Source organism: Mycobacterium genavense ATCC 51234, assembly GCF_000526915.1.
GTDB lineage: Bacteria > Actinomycetota > Actinomycetes > Mycobacteriales > Mycobacteriaceae > Mycobacterium > Mycobacterium genavense.
In genome coordinates this window covers 545,683-562,270 of sequence record NZ_JAGZ01000002.1, presented here as the reverse complement: position 1 = coordinate 562,270, position 16,588 = coordinate 545,683, and the positions used below count along the sequence as shown (strand labels likewise).

The following is a 16,588-nucleotide window of genomic DNA, read 5'->3' as shown; positions in this document are numbered from 1 at the left end:
GTGTCGGAGTGCGGTGCCGTCGCACTCGACCGCTACGCTATCGAACAGCTGTTCGGTACTAGGTTGGAGCATGCTATGCGCGTGATGGGCGTCGACCCCGGACTGACCCGATGCGGGCTGTCCGTGGTCGAAAGCGGGCGCGGCCGGGACATCGTCGCGCTGGACGTCGACGTGGTCCGCACCCCGTCGGATACCGCGCTGCCCAGACGACTGCTGACCATCAACGACGCCGTCGAGCACTGGCTGGACACGCATCAGCCCGATGTCATCGCGATCGAGCGGGTGTTCGCCCAGCACAACGTGTCCACCGTGATGGGCACCGCGCAGGCCGGCGGGGTGATCGCGGTCGTGGCGGCCAAACGGGATATCGACGTGCACTTCCATACCCCCAGTGAGGTCAAGGCCGCGGTCACCGGCAACGGCACCGCCGACAAGGCTCAGGTCACCGCGATGGTCACCAGAATCCTTGCGCTGCAAGCCAAACCGACGCCGGCCGACGCCGCCGACGCGCTGGCGCTGGCCATCTGCCATTGCTTCAGGGCGCCGATGCTGGCCCGGATGGACAAGGCGGAGGCGCTCGCGGCCGAGGCGCGCCGCAAGTACACCGCCAGGCTGAAGGCGGCTCGATGATCGCCTCGGTGCGCGGTGAGGTGCTCGACGTGGCACTCGATCATGTGGTGATCGAGGCCGGCGGCGTCGGCTACCGGGTGAACGTGACGCCGTCGACGCTGGCGACGCTGCGCCGCGGCATGCAGGCCCGGCTGATCACGGCGATGATCGTGCGCGAGGATTCGCAGACGCTGTACGGATTCGTCGACGGCGACACCCGCGACCTGTTCCTGACGCTGCTGTCGGTGTCGGGCGTCGGGCCGCGGCTGGCAATGGCGACCCTGGCCGTGCACGACGCCGCGGCGTTACGCCAGGCGCTGGCCGACGGCGACGTCACCGCGCTGACCCGGGTGCCGGGCATCGGCAAGCGCGGGGCCGAGCGCATGGTTCTCGAACTGCGCGACAAGATCGGTGCGACCGGCGCGCCCGCGGCCGCACCAACCGTCAACGGCCACGCGGTGCGCGGCCCGGTGGTCGAAGCGCTGGTCGGCCTGGGCTTCGCGGCCAAGCAGGCCGAGGACGCCACCGACAGCGTGCTGGCATCCAGTCGCGAAAAGGGCGAGCAGCCAACGACTTCCGACGCGCTACGGGCCGCGCTGTCCTTGCTGGGTAAGTCCAAATGAGCGACGACGATTCCGAGGAGTACGCGGATCGCGACCTGTCCCCGACGCTGACCGTCGGAGAAGGCGACATCGACGTCAGCCTGCGGCCCCGCTCGCTGCGGGAGTTCATCGGCCAGTCCCGGGTGCGCGAACAACTGCAGCTGGTGCTCGAAGGCGCCAAAAACCGCGGCGGCACACCGGATCACATTCTGCTGTCCGGCCCGCCGGGGCTGGGCAAGACGTCGCTGGCGATGATCATCGCCGCCGAATTGGGGTCCTCGCTGAGGGTGACGTCCGGGCCGGCGCTGGAGCGCGCCGGCGACCTGGCCGCGATGCTGTCCAATCTGGTCGAGCACGACGTGTTGTTCATCGACGAGATCCACCGCATCGCGCGGCCGGCCGAGGAGATGCTCTACCTGGCGATGGAGGACTTCCGGGTCGACGTGGTGGTGGGCAAAGGCCCAGGGGCGACGTCGATTCCGCTGGAGGTGGCGCCGTTCACGCTGGTCGGCGCGACCACCCGGTCCGGCGCGCTGACCGGGCCGCTGCGGGACCGGTTCGGTTTCACCGCGCACATGGACTTCTACGAGCCGGCCGATCTGGAGCGGGTGCTGGCGCGTTCGGCCGGGATCCTCGGCATCGAGCTGGGCGCCGAAGCCGGCGCTGAGATCGCCCGGCGCTCCCGCGGCACACCACGCATCGCCAACCGGCTACTGCGCCGGGTCCGGGACTTCGCCGAGGTGCGCGCCGACGGGGCGATCACCCGCGACGTCGCCAAGTCCGCGTTGGAGGTGTACGACGTCGACGAGCTCGGGCTGGACCGGTTGGACCGGGCGGTGCTGTCGGCGCTGACCCGTAGCTTCGGCGGCGGCCCGGTCGGGGTTTCGACGCTCGCGGTGGCGGTCGGGGAGGAGGCGACCACCGTCGAGGAGGTGTGCGAGCCGTTCCTGGTACGCGCCGGCATGGTCGCGCGGACGCCGCGCGGCCGGGTGGCCACCGCGCAGGCCTGGACTCACCTGGGCATGATACCGCCGGCCGGAATCATCCAGCCGGGGCTGTTCGACCAATGATCACCGCCGGCCTGGTTTTCGCCGCGCTGGCGGCGCTGCTGCACGTCTACATCTTCACGATGGAGTCGTTCACCTGGACCTCGGCCCGGACCCGCGCCGCCTTCGGCACGACGCCCGAGGAGGCCGAGACCACCCAGCTACTCGCCTTCAACCAGGGTTTTTACAACCTGTTCCTGGCGATTATCGCGGGCGTCGGCATCGCCGAGGTGGCGATGGGACACCGGTCGATCGGGGCCGCGCTCGTCTTCGCCGGCGTCGGATCCATGGCCGCGGCCGCGGTCGTCCTGGTGGTGTCGGCACCGGACAAGGCCCGGGCCGCGGTGACGCAGGGCACGTTCCCTTTGATCTCGATCGTGCTGCTGGTCGTCGGCCTGGCCACGTAGCCGGGTTACAAGCGCGGACCCCAGGGTACCCAGGCGGTGCTGAAATAGTCCGGCGTCAAATAGGGGGATGCAATGAGTTACGCACAAGACGGCCATCCGGGCAGGCTGTGGATGCCACGCTCGCGCGGGGCGGTATGCGGGTTGATCCTGATCGTTCTTGGTGCTTGGGGGGCGTTGATACCGTTCGTCGGTCCTCACTTCAATTTCGCCTACACACCCGACCGCGAGTCGGCATGGACCACGGCACGCGGCTGGCTCGAAGTGCTCCCGGGCGGCCTGACCGCGCTGGGTGGCCTGTTGTTGATCTTCTCCGGGAATCGCGCCAACGCGATCGTGGGCGGCTGGCTGGCGGTGCTGGCCGGCGGGTGGTTCGTGATCGGCGGCGAGGTCGCTCCGATGCTGGGGATCGGGTCGGCCGGCGACCCGGTCGCCGCGACCGACCGCAAGCGCGCCGCGCTCGAGATCTCGTACTTCTCGGGTCTGGGTGCCGTGATCGTCTTCATCGGCGGCATCGCGCTGGCGCGCCTGGCGGTGCGACTGGCCAGCGATATCGAAGCCCTGGCGCGGGTGCGGTCCGCTGCGCCCCCGGCCAGCGAGCCCGGCTAGATGTCGGGACTGGAAGAGCCGCACCGTGAGGTGGAGCCGGACGCCCTGACCACTCCGCGGGTGGAGTCGTCCGAGGATACGAAGACCGGGCGTTGGCGCAAGCAACGCGCCGGCACCGCGCCGGGCGCGGCATACCTGCGCTGGCCGCATCCCCAAGGCTAGGGCATCGCGCACAAGCCGATCGCCGGCCCGTGAGCTGGCGATCGGCTTTGTCGGCGTTTACAACAGCCCGAGCAGTCGCAGGTCGCTGACGTATTTGGCGATGATCGGCGCCCCGATGTGCGGAATGTCCTTGTCGGGGCCCACCTTGGCGTCCTGGACGGCGGCCCGGAACCGGTCGGTCGGGGCCATCGACCCACGGATCGGGCGCTCCGGCTCCTGGTAGTTGTGCAACAGCGGCAGCAGCGAGGCGTTGCGCTGCTTTTCGGGCAGTCCGCGCAGGGCGGTCTCGAAACGCGGCAGCCAGTCGCCGTAGTCGTCGATGCGCTGGATCGCGTTGCCGTCGGCGATCAGCCAATCGACGAACTCGTCCATCCCGATGCCGTCGTCGTACGGGTTCATCACGTGGTAGGTCTGGAAGCTCGCTACTTTCTGCGCGCCCAGCGTCGCGACCGCTTCGGCGATGAACTCCACCGGCAGGCCGTCGTAGTGCGACCGCTGCCGGTTGCCGTCGGCGTCGCGCTCGTAGAACGAGCCCGGCGCGACGCCGGTGGCCACCAGGCTGAGCATCATGCGGGTGAACATGTCCGGCACGTTGAGCTGGCCGGCGTAGCTGGTGTCGGCCAGGATCATGTCGCAGCGGAACACCGCCACGGGCAGGCCACACAGGTCGTTGGCCTCGCGCAGCAACACCTCCCCGGCCCACTTGCTGTTGCCGTAGCCATTGGCGTAGCTGTCGTTGATCTGCCGGGTGGGGCTGATCTCGCGGATGTCGGCGTCTTCGACGAATGCACCCGGCTTGATCTGGTCGCCCACCCCGATCGTGGACACGTAGGTGTAAGGCTTCTTCCCGGTCAGCGCGATGCGGATCAGCTCGGCGGTGCCCACGGCATTGGGGCCGAACAGCTCGCTGTACGGCAGCACGTGGTTGACCAGCGCGGCCGGGTCGACGATCAGGTCGACGGTGTCGGCCAGCCGTCGCCAGGTCGCGGCGTCCAGACCGAAGTCGGCCTCGCCCTTGTCGCCGGCGATGACCTCGAGGTGATCGGCGGCCAACTCCCGGTAGTGCACCAGCAGCTTGGCGTCCCCGCTATCGAACGTCTTGTCCACCCGGGCGCGGGCGTCGGCGTCGGTCTTGGTGCGCACCAGCGCGATCACCTTGCCGTCGACCAGGTCCATCCGCTCCAGCCATTCCAGCGCCAGGTACCGGCCCAAGAAGCCGGTCGCCCCGGTCAGCAGGACCGTGCGCACCTCGGCGGCCGGCGCCGACAGATTCGGTGCGGCCGCCAGCGTCGCCGCGTCGATGAACTTGTCCAGCGTCAGGTCGGCGGCGTGGACCTCGACGGCGTCACGGCCGTGTACCGACGCGAAGCTGGGCCGCTTGCTGCCCTGGCGCTCGGACTCGATGTAGGCGGCGATGGCCGCCAGGTCGTTGGCCGGGCTGACGATCACCCCCACCGGCACGTCGACCTCGAAGATCTCGTGCAGCAGGTTGCCGAATGTCAACGCCGACAACGAATCTCCACCCAGATCGGTGAAGTGGGCATCGGGTGTCAGCTCGGTGCTGGCCGCGCCCAACAGCGCCGCCGCGGCTTACCGTCTGCAGCACCGGCGCGGTGGCGCCGCTGCGGCGTAGCTCGCTGAGCTCGTTGGCCTGGCCGGCGGCCAAATCGGCGTAGAGCTGCTCCAGGCGCTCGCCGTACTGCTGCTTGAGCTTGGGCCACGCCAGCTTGCGAATCCCGGTCAGCAGACCGTTTTCCAGCGTGAACGGCGTGGTCTCGATCACGAAGTCACGCGGCACCTCGTAGGAATGCAGGCCGGCCTCCTTCGCGACCGTCTGCAGCAAGTCGGCGATCCGGCCCTTCAGCTCGTCGGCGTCGTAGCGCTCCAGTGCCTCCTCGCTGGGCACGACGACCGCCAGCAGGTAGGGGTGTGCGCTGTTGCCGTAGACGTAGATCTGGCGCACCAGCGGGCTGTTGCCGAACACCGCCTCCAGCTTGGCGACGGTGACGAACTCGCCCTGCGCCAGCTTGAGCACGTTGTTGCGGCGGTCGACGTACACCACCTTGTTGGGCGCGATTTCGGCCACGACGTCGCCGGTGCGGTAGTAGCCGTCCGGGTCGAACACCGCGGCGGTGGTTTCGGGGCGCTTGTAGTAGCCGGGGAAGATGTTCTCCGTCTTGAGCAGCAGCTCGCCGCGCGGGTAGGGCCGGTCGGTGGCGAAGTAGCCCACGTCCGGCACGTCGACCAGCTTGTAGTCGATCACCGGCAGGCGCTGCACCTCGCCGTCGAACAGCACCATCCCGGCCTCGGTGGAGCCGTAGCCGTCCAGCAGGTGCATGTCGAGCAGCTCTTCCACCCACGCCTTGAGGTCGCTGGAGGTGGGCGCCGAGCCCGTCATCGCGAAGATGAACCGCCCACCCAGCAGCTGCTGCGGCAGCTCGGTCATCACGTCGGCCTCGCTGCCACCGCGGTCGACGCGGCGCTGGTACTCGCTGTACAGCGTCTCCCAGATGCGCGGGACGAAGTTCATCTCCGGTGGGCCGCACCAGCTCGAGGTCTTCCAGCAGTGTCGACAGGTCGCTGCGGGCGGCGAAGTAGGCCGTGCCGCCGTTGCCGAGCGCGCCGTACAGGATGCCCCGGCCCATCACGTGGCTCATCGGCATGAAGTTGAGGGTGATCGATGCGACGGTCTCGCCGAAGCAGCTGCGGCTCGACCGGCGCCACATCTTGCCGACGTTGCGCAGGGGGTACATCGCGCCCTTGGGGGCGCCGGTACTGGCCGGAGGTGCAGATCAATAGCGCCAGCTCGTCGTCGTCGACGTCCGCGGCCGGCGTGGCGGGCAATGCCTTGCCGCGCTGCAGCAGGTCGGCCAGGAGCTCGACGGTCACGGCGTCGGCCAGCCGGGCGCGGGCGCTGTCCACCGCGTCGCGCTCGTTGTCGACCTCGGGGTGGTAGTCGAACACCACCAGCTTGCTGGGCCGGTGGTCGGTGCTCAGGATCAGCTCGACGGCGTCGGACAGCTGGTTGGTGCTCGCCGCGAAGACGGCGGGCTCGGTCTCGGTCACGATCGGCTGGAGCTGGGCGAGCGCCGCGCTGGTCTGCAGCGGGACACTAACCGCGCCGACCATTGCGAGGGCGACGTCGATGGTGGTGAAGTCGACGCTGTTGAAGCCCAGGGCCGCCACCCGGTCGCCCGGCTGCAGGCCGTCGCGGGTCAGGGCGCGGACCACGCCGTCGACGCGGTCGCGCAGCTCACCGTAGCTGAGGGTGTCGAAGCGGGGCAGCAGTCGGCGCACCGTACGCCCGGTTTTGGGGTCCTTGACGAATTCGACGGCGCGCTGTCCCAGGGCCAGGCGGTCATCGTAACCCTCGAGCACAGTCTGGATGACCTGCGGAAGGCGCAGTCCAGGCTGATCGAGGGTTACGATGACCGCCGGGTCCGGCTTGGCGGCGGCGAACTGTGGGTCGGTCGCGGTCAGATTTTCGATGCGGCGTTCGAGCCGCTCTTCACGAGTGGTGGTCGACATGACAGTTCGTTGCATTGCTGAGAAGTTCAGGCTGTTCGCGCGACGCTGCACTGACAGTTAGAACGTTAGTGAAGCTAAAGGTATTCCTCAATCGTTTCTGCCTGTGGCATTGGTGTGAATTCGCCCACGACCGGCTCCCGCGGCGACGGTCCGAAGCATGAAGGGCCGCGCGTCTACAGATCGGCCAGCAGCAGCCGCAGCACCTCGAGGCCCTCGAGGAGTAGCTCGTCGCTGATGGTCAGCGGGGGCAGCAGCCGGATGATGTTGCCGTACATGCCGCAGGTCAGCACGATCACCCCGGCGGCACCGGCCGCGGTGGCCAGCTTGTTCGTCAGCTCGGCGGCGGGCTCGCTGGTGCCGGACTTGACCAGCTCGACGGCGATCATGGCGCCACGCCCGCGCACGTCGCCGATGCGGTCGTCGCCGGCCTGCATCCGCAGCAGCACGTCGGTGATCAGCCGTTCGATCTGCTGGGCCCGCTCGATCAGGCCGTCGTTCTCGATGGTCGCGATGCTGGCCAAGGCCGCCGCGCAGGCCACCGGGTTGCCGCCGAACGTGCCGCCCAGGCCGCTGACGTGCGGGGCGTCCATGATCTCGGCCTGGCCGGTCACCGCCGACAGCGGCAGCCCGCCGGCGATGCCCTTGGCGGTGCAGATCAGGTCGGGCTCGATGCCCTCGTGCTCGCAGGCGAACATCGCCCCGGTCCGGGCGAAGCCGCTTTGCACCTCGTCGGCGATGAACACCACGTTGTTCTTGCGGCACCAGTCCACCAGCGCCGGCAGGAAACCCTCGGCCGGGACGATGAATCCGCCTTCACCCTGGATGGGCTCGATGATGACGGCGGCCAGGTTGGCGGCGCCGATCTGCTTGTCCAGCACGCCGATCGCCCGCGCGGCGGCGAGTTCGCCGTCGGTGGCCAGGTCCTTGTCGACAAGGCCGTCGCGGTACGGGTAGGACATCGGGGCCCGGTAGATCTCCGGTGCGAATGGCCCGAAACCGCTCTTGTACGGCATCGACTTGGCCGTCAGCGCCATCGCCATGTTGGTGCGGCCGTGATAGGCGTGGTCGAAGGCCGCCACGGCGGTCTTGCGGGTGTACGAGCGCGCGATCTTGACGGAGTTCTCGACGGCCTCGGCCCCGGAGTTGAACAGCACCGAACGCTTCTCGCCGGAGCCGGGCGTGATCCGGTTCAGCTCTTCTGCAACCGCCACGTAGGACTCGTACGGCGTGACCATGAAGCAGGTGTGGGTGAACTCGGCGACCTGCTCGCGCACGGCCTCGACCATGTGCGGCGCGGAGTTGCCGATCGTGGTGACCGCGATGCCCGAGCCCAGGTCGATCAGCCGGTTTCCGTCAACGTCCTCGACGATGCCACCGCCGGCGCGCGCGACGAACACGGGCAGGGAGACGCCGACGCCGGCCGACACCGCCGAGGTGCGGCGCTTGTCGAGCTCCAGCGATTTGGGACCGGGAATTTCGGTAACCAGCAGGCGGGTCTGTTCGAGGCTGGCCACGACGTCCTCCTCCCGGCAACGCGCGCGTCGCGTCGTGCTGAAAGCCTATCCGTTCCAGGGGTCTTGGCGCCCGCCGAGGACTCCGCCCAACCGAGTGGGCCCGACCTGCCAGACTGGACGGGCAGACTGGACCCTCGAAAGCCCAGCAATCCGATACGAAAGACAGGCTCGTCCGATGGAAAGTTTGGTTTTGTTCCTGCCGTTCCTGCTCATCATGGGCGGGTTAATGTACCTGGCGTCGCGTCGCCAGAAGAAGGCGATGCAAGCCACCATCGACCTGCACGAGTCGCTGCAGCCGGGGGATCGCGTGCACACGACGTCAAGCCTGGAGGCCACCGTCGTCGCCCTCACCGACGACTCTGTCGACCTCGAGATCGCCGACGGCGTGGTGACGACCTGGATGAAGCTGGCCATCCGCGACAAGATCGCGCCGGAGGACGACTTCGACGACGACTCGGCAGCATCCGACGACGTCGGCGACCCGGCCGACGAGAGCCGCGTGACCAAAGATCAGTGACGGCGGGCACGTAGGCTCTGTCGAGGGTCAGAAACCGATTACCAAGGAGATATAAGGAGATATAACGAAAGTGGCATCGTCTTCGGCGCCGGTGCACCCTGCCCGCCACCTGTCGGTTTTCTTCGTCTTGCTAATCGGCGTCTACCTGTTGGTATTTCTCACCGGAGACAAGCGCGCCGCCCCGAAGCTCGGCATCGACCTGCAGGGCGGCACCCGCGTCACGTTGACCGCGCGCACCCCGGACGGCTCGCGCCCCAGCAAGGACGCGCTGTCGCAGGCCCAACAGATCATCAGCGCCCGCGTCAACGGCCTGGGCGTCTCCGGTTCCGAGGTGGTGGTCGACGGCGACAACCTGGTGATCACCGTGCCCGGCAACGACGGCAACGAGGCCCGCAACCTGGGACAGACCGCCCGGCTCTACATCCGCCCGGTGCTGAACTCCGCGCCGGCCCAAGCCGCCGAACCCAAGCCGCCGGCCGGCCAGCCCGGTCCGCCGCCCGCCGGCCAGCCCGCACCCGGGCGCCCGGCGCCGCAACCGCGTCCCTACCCGCAGGACCCGCCGCCGACACCCAGCCCCAGCCCGAGTCCGCCGCCCGAGGCGCCCGGGCCGCCGGATCCGCGCAAGGATCTCGCCGAGCGCATCAAGGTGATGAAGGATTTCCGGCAGAGCAACAACCCCTACATCCAAATGGTCGCTCAACAGTGGGTGGCCGCCCACTGCGACAAAGAGGACATCCTGGCCGGCAACGACGACCCGGCCCTGCCGCTGGTGACCTGCTCGACCGACCACAAGTACGTCTACGTGCTGGGGCCGTCGATCATCAGCGGTGATCAGATCCAGGATGCCAGCTCGACGATGAACCAGCGCGGCATCGGCTACGTCGTCGACTTGCAGTTCAAGCCCGCCGCGGCCAACACCTGGGCGGACTTCACCGCCGCCCACATCGGCACCCAGACCGCGTTCACGCTGGACTCCCAGGTGGTCAGCGCGCCGATGATCCAGGAAGCGATCCCCGGCGGTCGCACCCAGATCTCTGGCGGCGATCCGCCGTTCACGTTGGCCACCGCCAAGCAGCTGGCCAACGTCTTGAAATACGGCTCGCTGCCACTGTCCTTCGAATCGTCGGAGGCCCAAACCGTCTCGGCGACACTGGGATTGACTTCGCTGCGGGCGGGGCTGATCGCGGGCGCGATCGGCTTGGTCCTGGTGCTGCTGTACTCGCTGCTGTATTACCGGGTGCTCGGATTGCTGACGGCGTTATCTCTAATCGCTTCCGGTGCAATGATTTTCGCGATCCTGGTGCTGCTGGGCAGACAGATCAACTACACGCTGGACCTGGCCGGTATCGCCGGTCTGATCATCGGTATCGGTACCACCGCGGACTCGTTCGTGGTGTTCTTCGAGCGCATCAAGGACGAGATCCGCGAAGGCCGTACGTTCCGCTCGGCGGTGCCGCGAGGCTGGAGCCGGGCCCGCAGGACGATCGTGTCGGGTAACGCCGTGACGTTCCTGGCCGCCGCGGTGCTGTACGGCCTCGCGATCGGCCAGGTGCGGGGCTTCGCCTTCACGTTGGGCCTGACCACGGTGCTCGACGTCGTGGTGGTGTTCCTGGTGACCTGGCCGCTGGTGTACATGGCCTCCAAGTCGCCGACGCTGGCCAAGCCCGCGTACAACGGCCTGGGCGCCGTCCAGCAGGTCGCGCGTGAACGCCGGGCCGCGGACCTGAAGACGGGACAGGTAACGCGATGAGCGCCAAAGACGTCGACGCGATCGAACTCACCGACGCCGACGCCGCGGTGCAGGTGGCGTCCGACTCCGCCGCCTCGCCGCCGCGGCACGGCTTCCTCGCCCGGCTCTACACCGGGACGGGCGCGTTCGAGGTCATCGGGCGGCGCCGGTTGTGGTTCGGCATCAGCGGGGCGATCGTCGCGATCGCGGTCCTGTCGATCGTGCTGCGCGGCTTTACCTTCGGGATCGACTTCAAGGGCGGCACCACGGTCTCGATGCCCGCCACCGGCGGGACGGGTCAAGTCCAGACCTCGCAGGTGCAGGACGTGTTCCGCAAGATTCTGGGCCGCGACGCTGCAGCGGTCGTCATCGTCGGCACCGTCGGCTCGGCGACGGTGCAGATCAGCTCGGAAACGCTGTCCAACGACCAGACCACGAAGCTGCGCAACGCGCTGTTCGACGCATTCCAGCCCAAGGGCACCGACGGCAAGCCGAGCAAGGCGGCGATCAGCGACTCGGCGGTGTCGGAGACCTGGGGCGACCAGATCACCAACAAGGCGCTGATCGCGCTGGGCGTGTTCCTGGTGCTGGTCAGCATTTACATCATGGTGCGCTACGAGCGCTACATGTCGATCTCCGCGCTGACGACGATGGTTTTCGACCTGACCGTCACCGCGGGCGTGTACTCGCTGGTGGGCTTCGAGGTCAGCCCGGCGACGGTGATCGGTTTGCTGACCATCCTCGGGTTCTCGCTCTATGACACGGTCATCGTCTTCGACAAGGTCGAAGAGAACACCAAAGACTTCCAGCACACCAACCGGCGCACCTTCGCCGAGGAAGCCAACCTGGCGATCAACCAGACCTTCATGCGCTCGATCAACACCAGCCTGATCTCGGTGCTGCCGGTGCTGGCGCTGATGGTGGTGGCGGTGTGGCTGCTGGGCGTCGGCACGCTGAAGGACCTGGCCCTGGTGCAGCTGGTCGGCATCCTGGTCGGCACCTATTCGTCGATCTTCTTCGCCACCCCGCTGCTGGTCACGCTGCGCGAGCGCACCGAGCTGGTGAAGACCCACACCCGCCGCGTGCTCAAACGCCGCAAACCCGGCACGCCGGTGCCCACGGAGTCGACCGCCGACGACGCCCCCGACACCCAGACCGCGCCGGAGACCAAAAAGCCTGCCGAGCCCGCGCCGAACAAGCCGGCGCCGGGTGCGCGGCCCGTGCGACCCACCGGCACCCGGCGCCCGAGCGGCAAGCGGAACGCCGGCCGGCGGTAGCCGCGATGCTGAAGCGGGCCGCGGCCGTTGCTTTGGCGTTACCGTTGGCCGCCGCGATCACGTTGACGGGATGCTCGAGCAGCGCCGCCACGGAGATCGTCTACGTCGTCGACGGGCCGGTGAGCAGCTACAACGCCAACACCACCGTCGGGTTCGCGTCGGCCGCGGCGCAGGCGTTCGCCCGCACGCTGACCGGGTTCGGCTACCACGGCCCCGACGGACAGGTCGTCGCCGACCACGACTTCGGCTCCGTCTCGGTAATCAGCGGTTCGCCGCTGGTGCTCGACTATCAGATCGCCGACAACGCGGTGTATTCCGACGGCAAGCCGGTGACCTGCGACGATCTGGTGCTGGCCTGGGCCGCTCAGTCGGGCCGGTTTCCCGGGTTCGACGCCGCCACCCAGGCCGGCTACGTCGACATCGCCAACATCGAATGCATACCCGGGCAAAAGAAGGCGCGGGTGTCGTTCGTTCCGGACCGCGGCATCGTCGACTACACCCAATTGTTCACCGCGACCACGATGATGCCGTCGCACGTCATCGCCGATCAGCTGAATATCGACGTGACCGCGACGCTGCTCAGCAAAAACACCGCGTCGGTCGCACAGATCGCACAACTGTGGAACACCACGTGGGACCTCAAGCCGGGCCTCAAACACGACGACATCGTCAAGCGCTTCCCGTCGTCGGGCCCGTACAAAATCGAATCCGTTTTGGACGACGGCGCCGTGGTGCTGGTGGCCAACGACCGGTGGTGGGGTCCCAAGGCGATCACCAAGCGGATCACCGTGTCGCCGCAGGCGCCCGACATCCAGGACCGGGTCAACAACCGCAGCGTCGACGTCGTCGACGTCGCGGCCGGGTCGTCGGGCGCGCTGGCCACGCCGGACAACTACGAGCGCACCGACGCGCCCGCGGCGGGCATCGAGCAGCTGATTTTCGCGCCGCAGGGACCGTTGGCGCAGGCCAACGCCCGCCGCGCGGTCGCGCTGTGTACGCCTCGCGACGTGATCGCGCGTGACGCCGGGGTCCCGATCGCCAACTCGCGGTTGTCTCCCGTCGCCGAGGACGCCGTCGCGCAGGCCGACGGGGCCGCCGAGGCGGGCCCGTTCAACCGGGCGGACCCCGTCGCCGCCCGCGCGGCGCTGGGTGCGCCGTTGCCGGTGCGGATCGGCTACCAGGGGCCCAACGCCCGACTCGCGGTCACCGTCGGCACCATCACCAAGTCGTGCGCCGCGGCCGGTATCACTGTTTCCAACGTCAGACTGGACACCTCCGGACCCCAGGCGCTCACGGGCGGAAAGATCGATGTTCTGCTGGCCAGCACGGGTGGAGCCAGCGGCAGCGGGTCCACCGGGTCGTCGTCGATGGACGCCTACGACCTGCACAGCGGCAACGGCAATAATCTGTCGGCCTACGCGAACCCGCAGGTAGACGGCGTAATCGGGGCGCTTGCGGTGTCCGGCGACCCGGCCGAGCGGGTTCGCCTGCTTGCCGAGGCAGCGCCGGTACTCTGGGGTGATATGCCCACGTTGCCCCTGTATCGCCAGCAGCGCACGTTGCTGATGTCGAAAAAGATGTACGCAGTCAGCGAGAACCCGACCAGGTGGGGCGTGGGTTGGAACATGGACCGATGGGCTTTGATGCAGTGACGGATATTCGCGAGGATTCGGCGCTGGCCGACCGGATCGCGTCGTTGACCCGCGACGTCGCCAACTTTCCGAAGCGGGGAGTCCAGTTCAAGGACCTCACCCCGCTGTTCGCCGACCGGTCGGCGATGAACGCGGTGATCGACGCGCTGGTGGACCTTTCTGCCGGTGTCGATCTGGTGGCCGGCATCGAATCGCGCGGGTCGTTGGTGGCCGCCGCCGTTGCCGCCCGGCTCGGCACCGGTGTGCTGTCCATCCGCAAGGAGGGCAAGCTGCCACCGCCGGTGCTCCGCGAGGCGTACGAGCGGGAGTACGGTCCCGCGGCGATCGAGATCCCGGCCGACGGTCTGGACTTGCGCGGCACCAGCATCATGATCATCGACGACTTGCTGGCCACCGGCGGCACGCTGGGGGCGGCCAACCGCCTGCTCGAGCGCGCCGGGGCCCAGGTGACCGGTGCGGCCGTGCTGGTGGAAATCACCGCGCTCGGCGGCCGGGCAGCCGTCGCGCCTTTGCCGGTAGAAAGCCTGAGCCGCGTCTAGCCGCGCGGGATATCCTCGAGGTCGGAGGTGACCAACGTGGCGGATGAGCAAAGCTCGGCGCAAGCCGTTGTGCCGCCCCTCACGGAGTCGTCACCCGTCGTCGAGGCGGCCGAGCCGGTCGCCGAGACCCTGAAGACATCGAGCAGCGCGTCGCGTCGGGTCCGGGCCCGGCTGGCCCGCCGGATGACCGCCCAGCGCGGCGCGTTCAACCCCGTGCTCGAGCCGCTGGTGGCGGTGCACCGGGAGATCTACCCGAAGGCGAACTTCTCGATGCTCAACAGGGCGTTCGAGGTGGCCGACCGGCGGCACGCCAGTCAACTGCGCCGCTCCGGTGATCCCTATATCACCCATCCGCTGGCCGTTGCCAACATTCTCGCCGAATTGGGAATGGACACAACGACTTTGGTGGCGGCGTTGCTGCACGACACCGTCGAGGACACCGGGTACACGCTGGAGGCGCTGAGCGAGGAATTCGGCGAAGAGGTGGGCCACCTCGTCGACGGGGTGACCAAGCTGGACCGCGTCGAGCTGGGCAACGCCGCCGAGGGTGAGACGATTCGCAAGATGATCACCGCGATGGCGCGGGACCCGCGGGTGTTGGTCATCAAGGTGGCCGACCGGCTGCACAACATGCGGACCATGCGGTTCCTGCCGCCGGAAAAGCAGGCGCGTAAAGCCCGCGAGACGCTGGAAGTCATTGCGCCCCTGGCGCATCGGCTCGGTATGGCCAGTGTGAAGTGGGAGCTGGAAGACCTGTCGTTCGCGATCCTGCACCCGAAGAAGTACGAGGAGATCGTCCGCCTGGTCGCCGGGCGGGCGCCGTCGCGGGACACCTACCTGGCCAAGGTCCGCGCCGAAATCGTCGCCACGCTGGGCGCGTCGAAAATCAAGGCGACGGTGGAGGGCCGGCCCAAGCACTACTGGTCGATCTACCAGAAGATGATCGTCAAGGGCCGTGATTTCGACGACATCCATGACCTGGTCGGCATCCGCATCCTGTGCGACGAGATCCGGGACTGCTACGCCGCCGTGGGCGTGGTGCATTCGCTGTGGCAGCCGATGGCAGGGCGGTTCAAGGACTACATCGCCCAGCCCAGATACGGTGTCTACCAATCACTGCACACCACGGTCGTCGGGCCGGAGGGCAAGCCGCTGGAAGTGCAGATCCGCACCCGCGACATGCACCGCACCGCCGAATACGGTATCGCCGCGCACTGGCGGTACAAGGAAACCAAGGGCCGCAACGGTGTTCTGCATCCGAACGCCGCCGTTGAGATCGACGACATGGCCTGGATGCGGCAACTGCTCGACTGGCAACGGGAGGCCGCCGACCCCGGCGAGTTCCTGGAGTCGTTGCGTTACGACCTTGCCGTGCAAGAGATTTTCGTGTTCACCCCCAAGGGGGACGTCATCACCCTGCCGACCGGCTCGACCCCGGTGGACTTCGCCTACGCGGTGCACACCGAGGTCGGTCACCGGTGCATCGGCGCCCGGGTCAACGGGCGATTGGTGGCGCTGGAACGCAAGCTCGAAAACGGGGAAGTCGTAGAGGTTTTCACCTCCAAGGCGCCCAACGCCGGGCCGTCGCGGGACTGGCAGCAGTTCGTGGTGTCACCGCGGGCCAAGGCGAAGATCCGGCAGTGGTTTGCCAAGGAGCGCCGCGAGGAAGCGCTGGAAGTCGGCAAGGAGGCGATGGCCCGCGAGGTTCGTCGCGGCGGACTTCCGTTGCAGCGCTTGGTCAATGGTGAGGCCATGTCGGCGGTGGCGCGTGAGTTGCACTACACCGACGTGTCGGCGATGTACACCGCGATCGGCGAGGGACATGTCTCGGCACGCCACGTCGTCCAGCGGCTGCTGGCCGAGCTTGGCGGCATCGACCAGGCCGAGGAGGACCTCGCCGAAAGATCAACGCCGACAACGATGTTGCGCCGTCCGCGCAGCACCGACGACGTCGGTGTCTCGGTTCCCGGCGCTCCCGGCGTGCTGACCAAGCTGGCCAAGTGCTGCACACCCGTGCCCGGCGATGCGATCATGGGCTTCGTCACCCGCGGTGGCGGCGTCAGCGTGCACCGCACCGACTGCACCAATGCCGCCTCGCTGCAGCAGCAGGCCGAGCGCATCATCGAGGTGCTGTGGGCCCCGTCGCCGTCGTCGGTGTTCCTGGTGGCCATTCAGGTCGAGGCACTCGACCGGCACCGGCTGCTGTCGGACGTCACGCGGGTGCTAGCCGACGAGAAGGTCAACATCCTGTCCGCGTCGGTCACCACCTCGGGCGACCGAGTTGCGATCAGCCGCTTCACTTTCGAGATGGGTGACCCCAAGCACCTCGGGCACTTGCTGAACGTCGTGCGCAACGTCGAAGGCGTGTACGACGTCTACCGCGTGACGTCCGCGGCGTAA

Annotated in this window: 11 protein-coding genes and 2 pseudogenes; 11 read left to right on the top strand and 2 right to left on the bottom strand. The window is 68.1% G+C overall.

Annotated features, from left to right (window positions below; translation table 11 throughout):
- Nucleotides 1-75: 75 nt before the first annotated feature.
- The 5 genes and pseudogenes from ruvC (at nucleotide 76) to T428_RS26315 (ending at nucleotide 3,432) form a co-directional block, all read left to right on the top strand.
- Complete coding sequence (ruvC, locus tag T428_RS0107295; RefSeq protein WP_025735961.1) at nucleotides 76-630, top strand: crossover junction endodeoxyribonuclease RuvC; 555 nt, start codon at nucleotides 76-78, stop codon at nucleotides 628-630.
- Nucleotides 627-1,232: a Holliday junction branch migration protein RuvA gene (ruvA, locus tag T428_RS0107290; protein ID WP_025735960.1), complete on the top strand. Its 606-nt coding sequence runs from the start codon at nucleotides 627-629 to the stop codon at nucleotides 1,230-1,232. The genes ruvC and ruvA overlap by 4 nt, the downstream gene beginning before the upstream one ends.
- Nucleotides 1,229-2,281: a Holliday junction branch migration DNA helicase RuvB gene (gene ruvB, locus T428_RS0107285; RefSeq protein WP_025735959.1), complete on the top strand. Its 1,053-nt coding sequence runs from the start codon at nucleotides 1,229-1,231 to the stop codon at nucleotides 2,279-2,281. The genes ruvA and ruvB overlap by 4 nt, the downstream gene beginning before the upstream one ends.
- Entirely contained in the window at nucleotides 2,278-2,664 is a 387-nt protein-coding gene (locus T428_RS0107280) for a DUF1304 domain-containing protein (RefSeq protein WP_025735958.1), read from the top strand. Before ruvB ends, T428_RS0107280 begins: the two co-directional genes overlap by 4 nt.
- A gap of 72 nt (nucleotides 2,665-2,736) precedes the next feature.
- A pseudogene (locus tag T428_RS26315) lies at nucleotides 2,737-3,432 on the top strand (hypothetical protein).
- 57 nt (nucleotides 3,433-3,489) lie between these two features.
- On the opposite strand, the pseudogene car reads toward T428_RS26315, so the two are convergent.
- Both car and gabT read right to left on the bottom strand, forming a co-directional pair.
- A pseudogene (gene car / locus T428_RS35310) lies at nucleotides 3,490-6,960 on the bottom strand (carboxylic acid reductase).
- A 173-nt stretch (nucleotides 6,961-7,133) separates the two neighbouring features.
- On the bottom strand, nucleotides 7,134-8,474 hold the full coding sequence (gene gabT / locus T428_RS0107265) for a 4-aminobutyrate--2-oxoglutarate transaminase (protein ID WP_025735957.1): 1,341 nt from the start codon (nucleotides 8,472-8,474) through the stop codon (nucleotides 7,134-7,136).
- A gap of 175 nt (nucleotides 8,475-8,649) precedes the next feature.
- Between gabT and yajC the strand changes: the two genes are divergently transcribed.
- The 6 genes from yajC to T428_RS0107235 all read left to right on the top strand — a co-directional run bounded on the left by yajC (nucleotide 8,650) and on the right by T428_RS0107235 (nucleotide 16,588).
- Entirely contained in the window at nucleotides 8,650-8,991 is a 342-nt protein-coding gene (gene yajC, locus T428_RS0107260; RefSeq protein WP_025735956.1) for a preprotein translocase subunit YajC, read from the top strand.
- Between the two features lie 70 nt (nucleotides 8,992-9,061).
- Nucleotides 9,062-10,741, top strand: a complete 1,680-nt coding sequence (secD, locus tag T428_RS0107255; protein ID WP_025735955.1) for a protein translocase subunit SecD — start codon at nucleotides 9,062-9,064, stop codon at nucleotides 10,739-10,741.
- The gene (secF, locus tag T428_RS0107250) at nucleotides 10,738-11,997 is read left to right on the top strand and encodes a protein translocase subunit SecF (protein ID WP_025735954.1); all 1,260 of its coding nucleotides are present in this window, start codon (nucleotides 10,738-10,740) and stop codon (nucleotides 11,995-11,997) included. Before secD ends, secF begins: the two co-directional genes overlap by 4 nt.
- A 5-nt stretch (nucleotides 11,998-12,002) precedes the next feature.
- On the top strand, nucleotides 12,003-13,649 hold the full coding sequence (locus tag T428_RS0107245) for an ABC transporter substrate-binding protein (protein WP_025735953.1): 1,647 nt from the start codon (nucleotides 12,003-12,005) through the stop codon (nucleotides 13,647-13,649).
- Nucleotides 13,631-14,188, top strand: coding sequence for an adenine phosphoribosyltransferase (locus tag T428_RS0107240; protein ID WP_084298651.1), 558 nt, complete (start codon nucleotides 13,631-13,633; stop codon nucleotides 14,186-14,188). Before T428_RS0107245 ends, T428_RS0107240 begins: the two co-directional genes overlap by 19 nt.
- A gap of 36 nt (nucleotides 14,189-14,224) precedes the next feature.
- Complete coding sequence (locus T428_RS0107235) at nucleotides 14,225-16,588, top strand: RelA/SpoT family protein (RefSeq protein WP_025735951.1); 2,364 nt, start codon at nucleotides 14,225-14,227, stop codon at nucleotides 16,586-16,588.

Coding starts and splice junctions, on each gene's coding strand:
- ruvC (WP_025735961.1), top strand. CDS start 76: ATGCGCGTGATGGGCGTCGACCCCGGACTGACCCGATGCGGGCTGTCC.
- ruvA (WP_025735960.1), top strand. CDS start 627: ATGATCGCCTCGGTGCGCGGTGAGGTGCTCGACGTGGCACTCGATCAT.
- ruvB (WP_025735959.1), top strand. CDS start 1,229: ATGAGCGACGACGATTCCGAGGAGTACGCGGATCGCGACCTGTCCCCG.
- T428_RS0107280 (WP_025735958.1), top strand. CDS start 2,278: ATGATCACCGCCGGCCTGGTTTTCGCCGCGCTGGCGGCGCTGCTGCAC.
- yajC (WP_025735956.1), top strand. CDS start 8,650: ATGGAAAGTTTGGTTTTGTTCCTGCCGTTCCTGCTCATCATGGGCGGG.
- secF (WP_025735954.1), top strand. CDS start 10,738: ATGAGCGCCAAAGACGTCGACGCGATCGAACTCACCGACGCCGACGCC.
- T428_RS0107245 (WP_025735953.1), top strand. CDS start 12,003: ATGCTGAAGCGGGCCGCGGCCGTTGCTTTGGCGTTACCGTTGGCCGCC.
- T428_RS0107240 (WP_084298651.1), top strand. CDS start 13,631: ATGGGCTTTGATGCAGTGACGGATATTCGCGAGGATTCGGCGCTGGCC.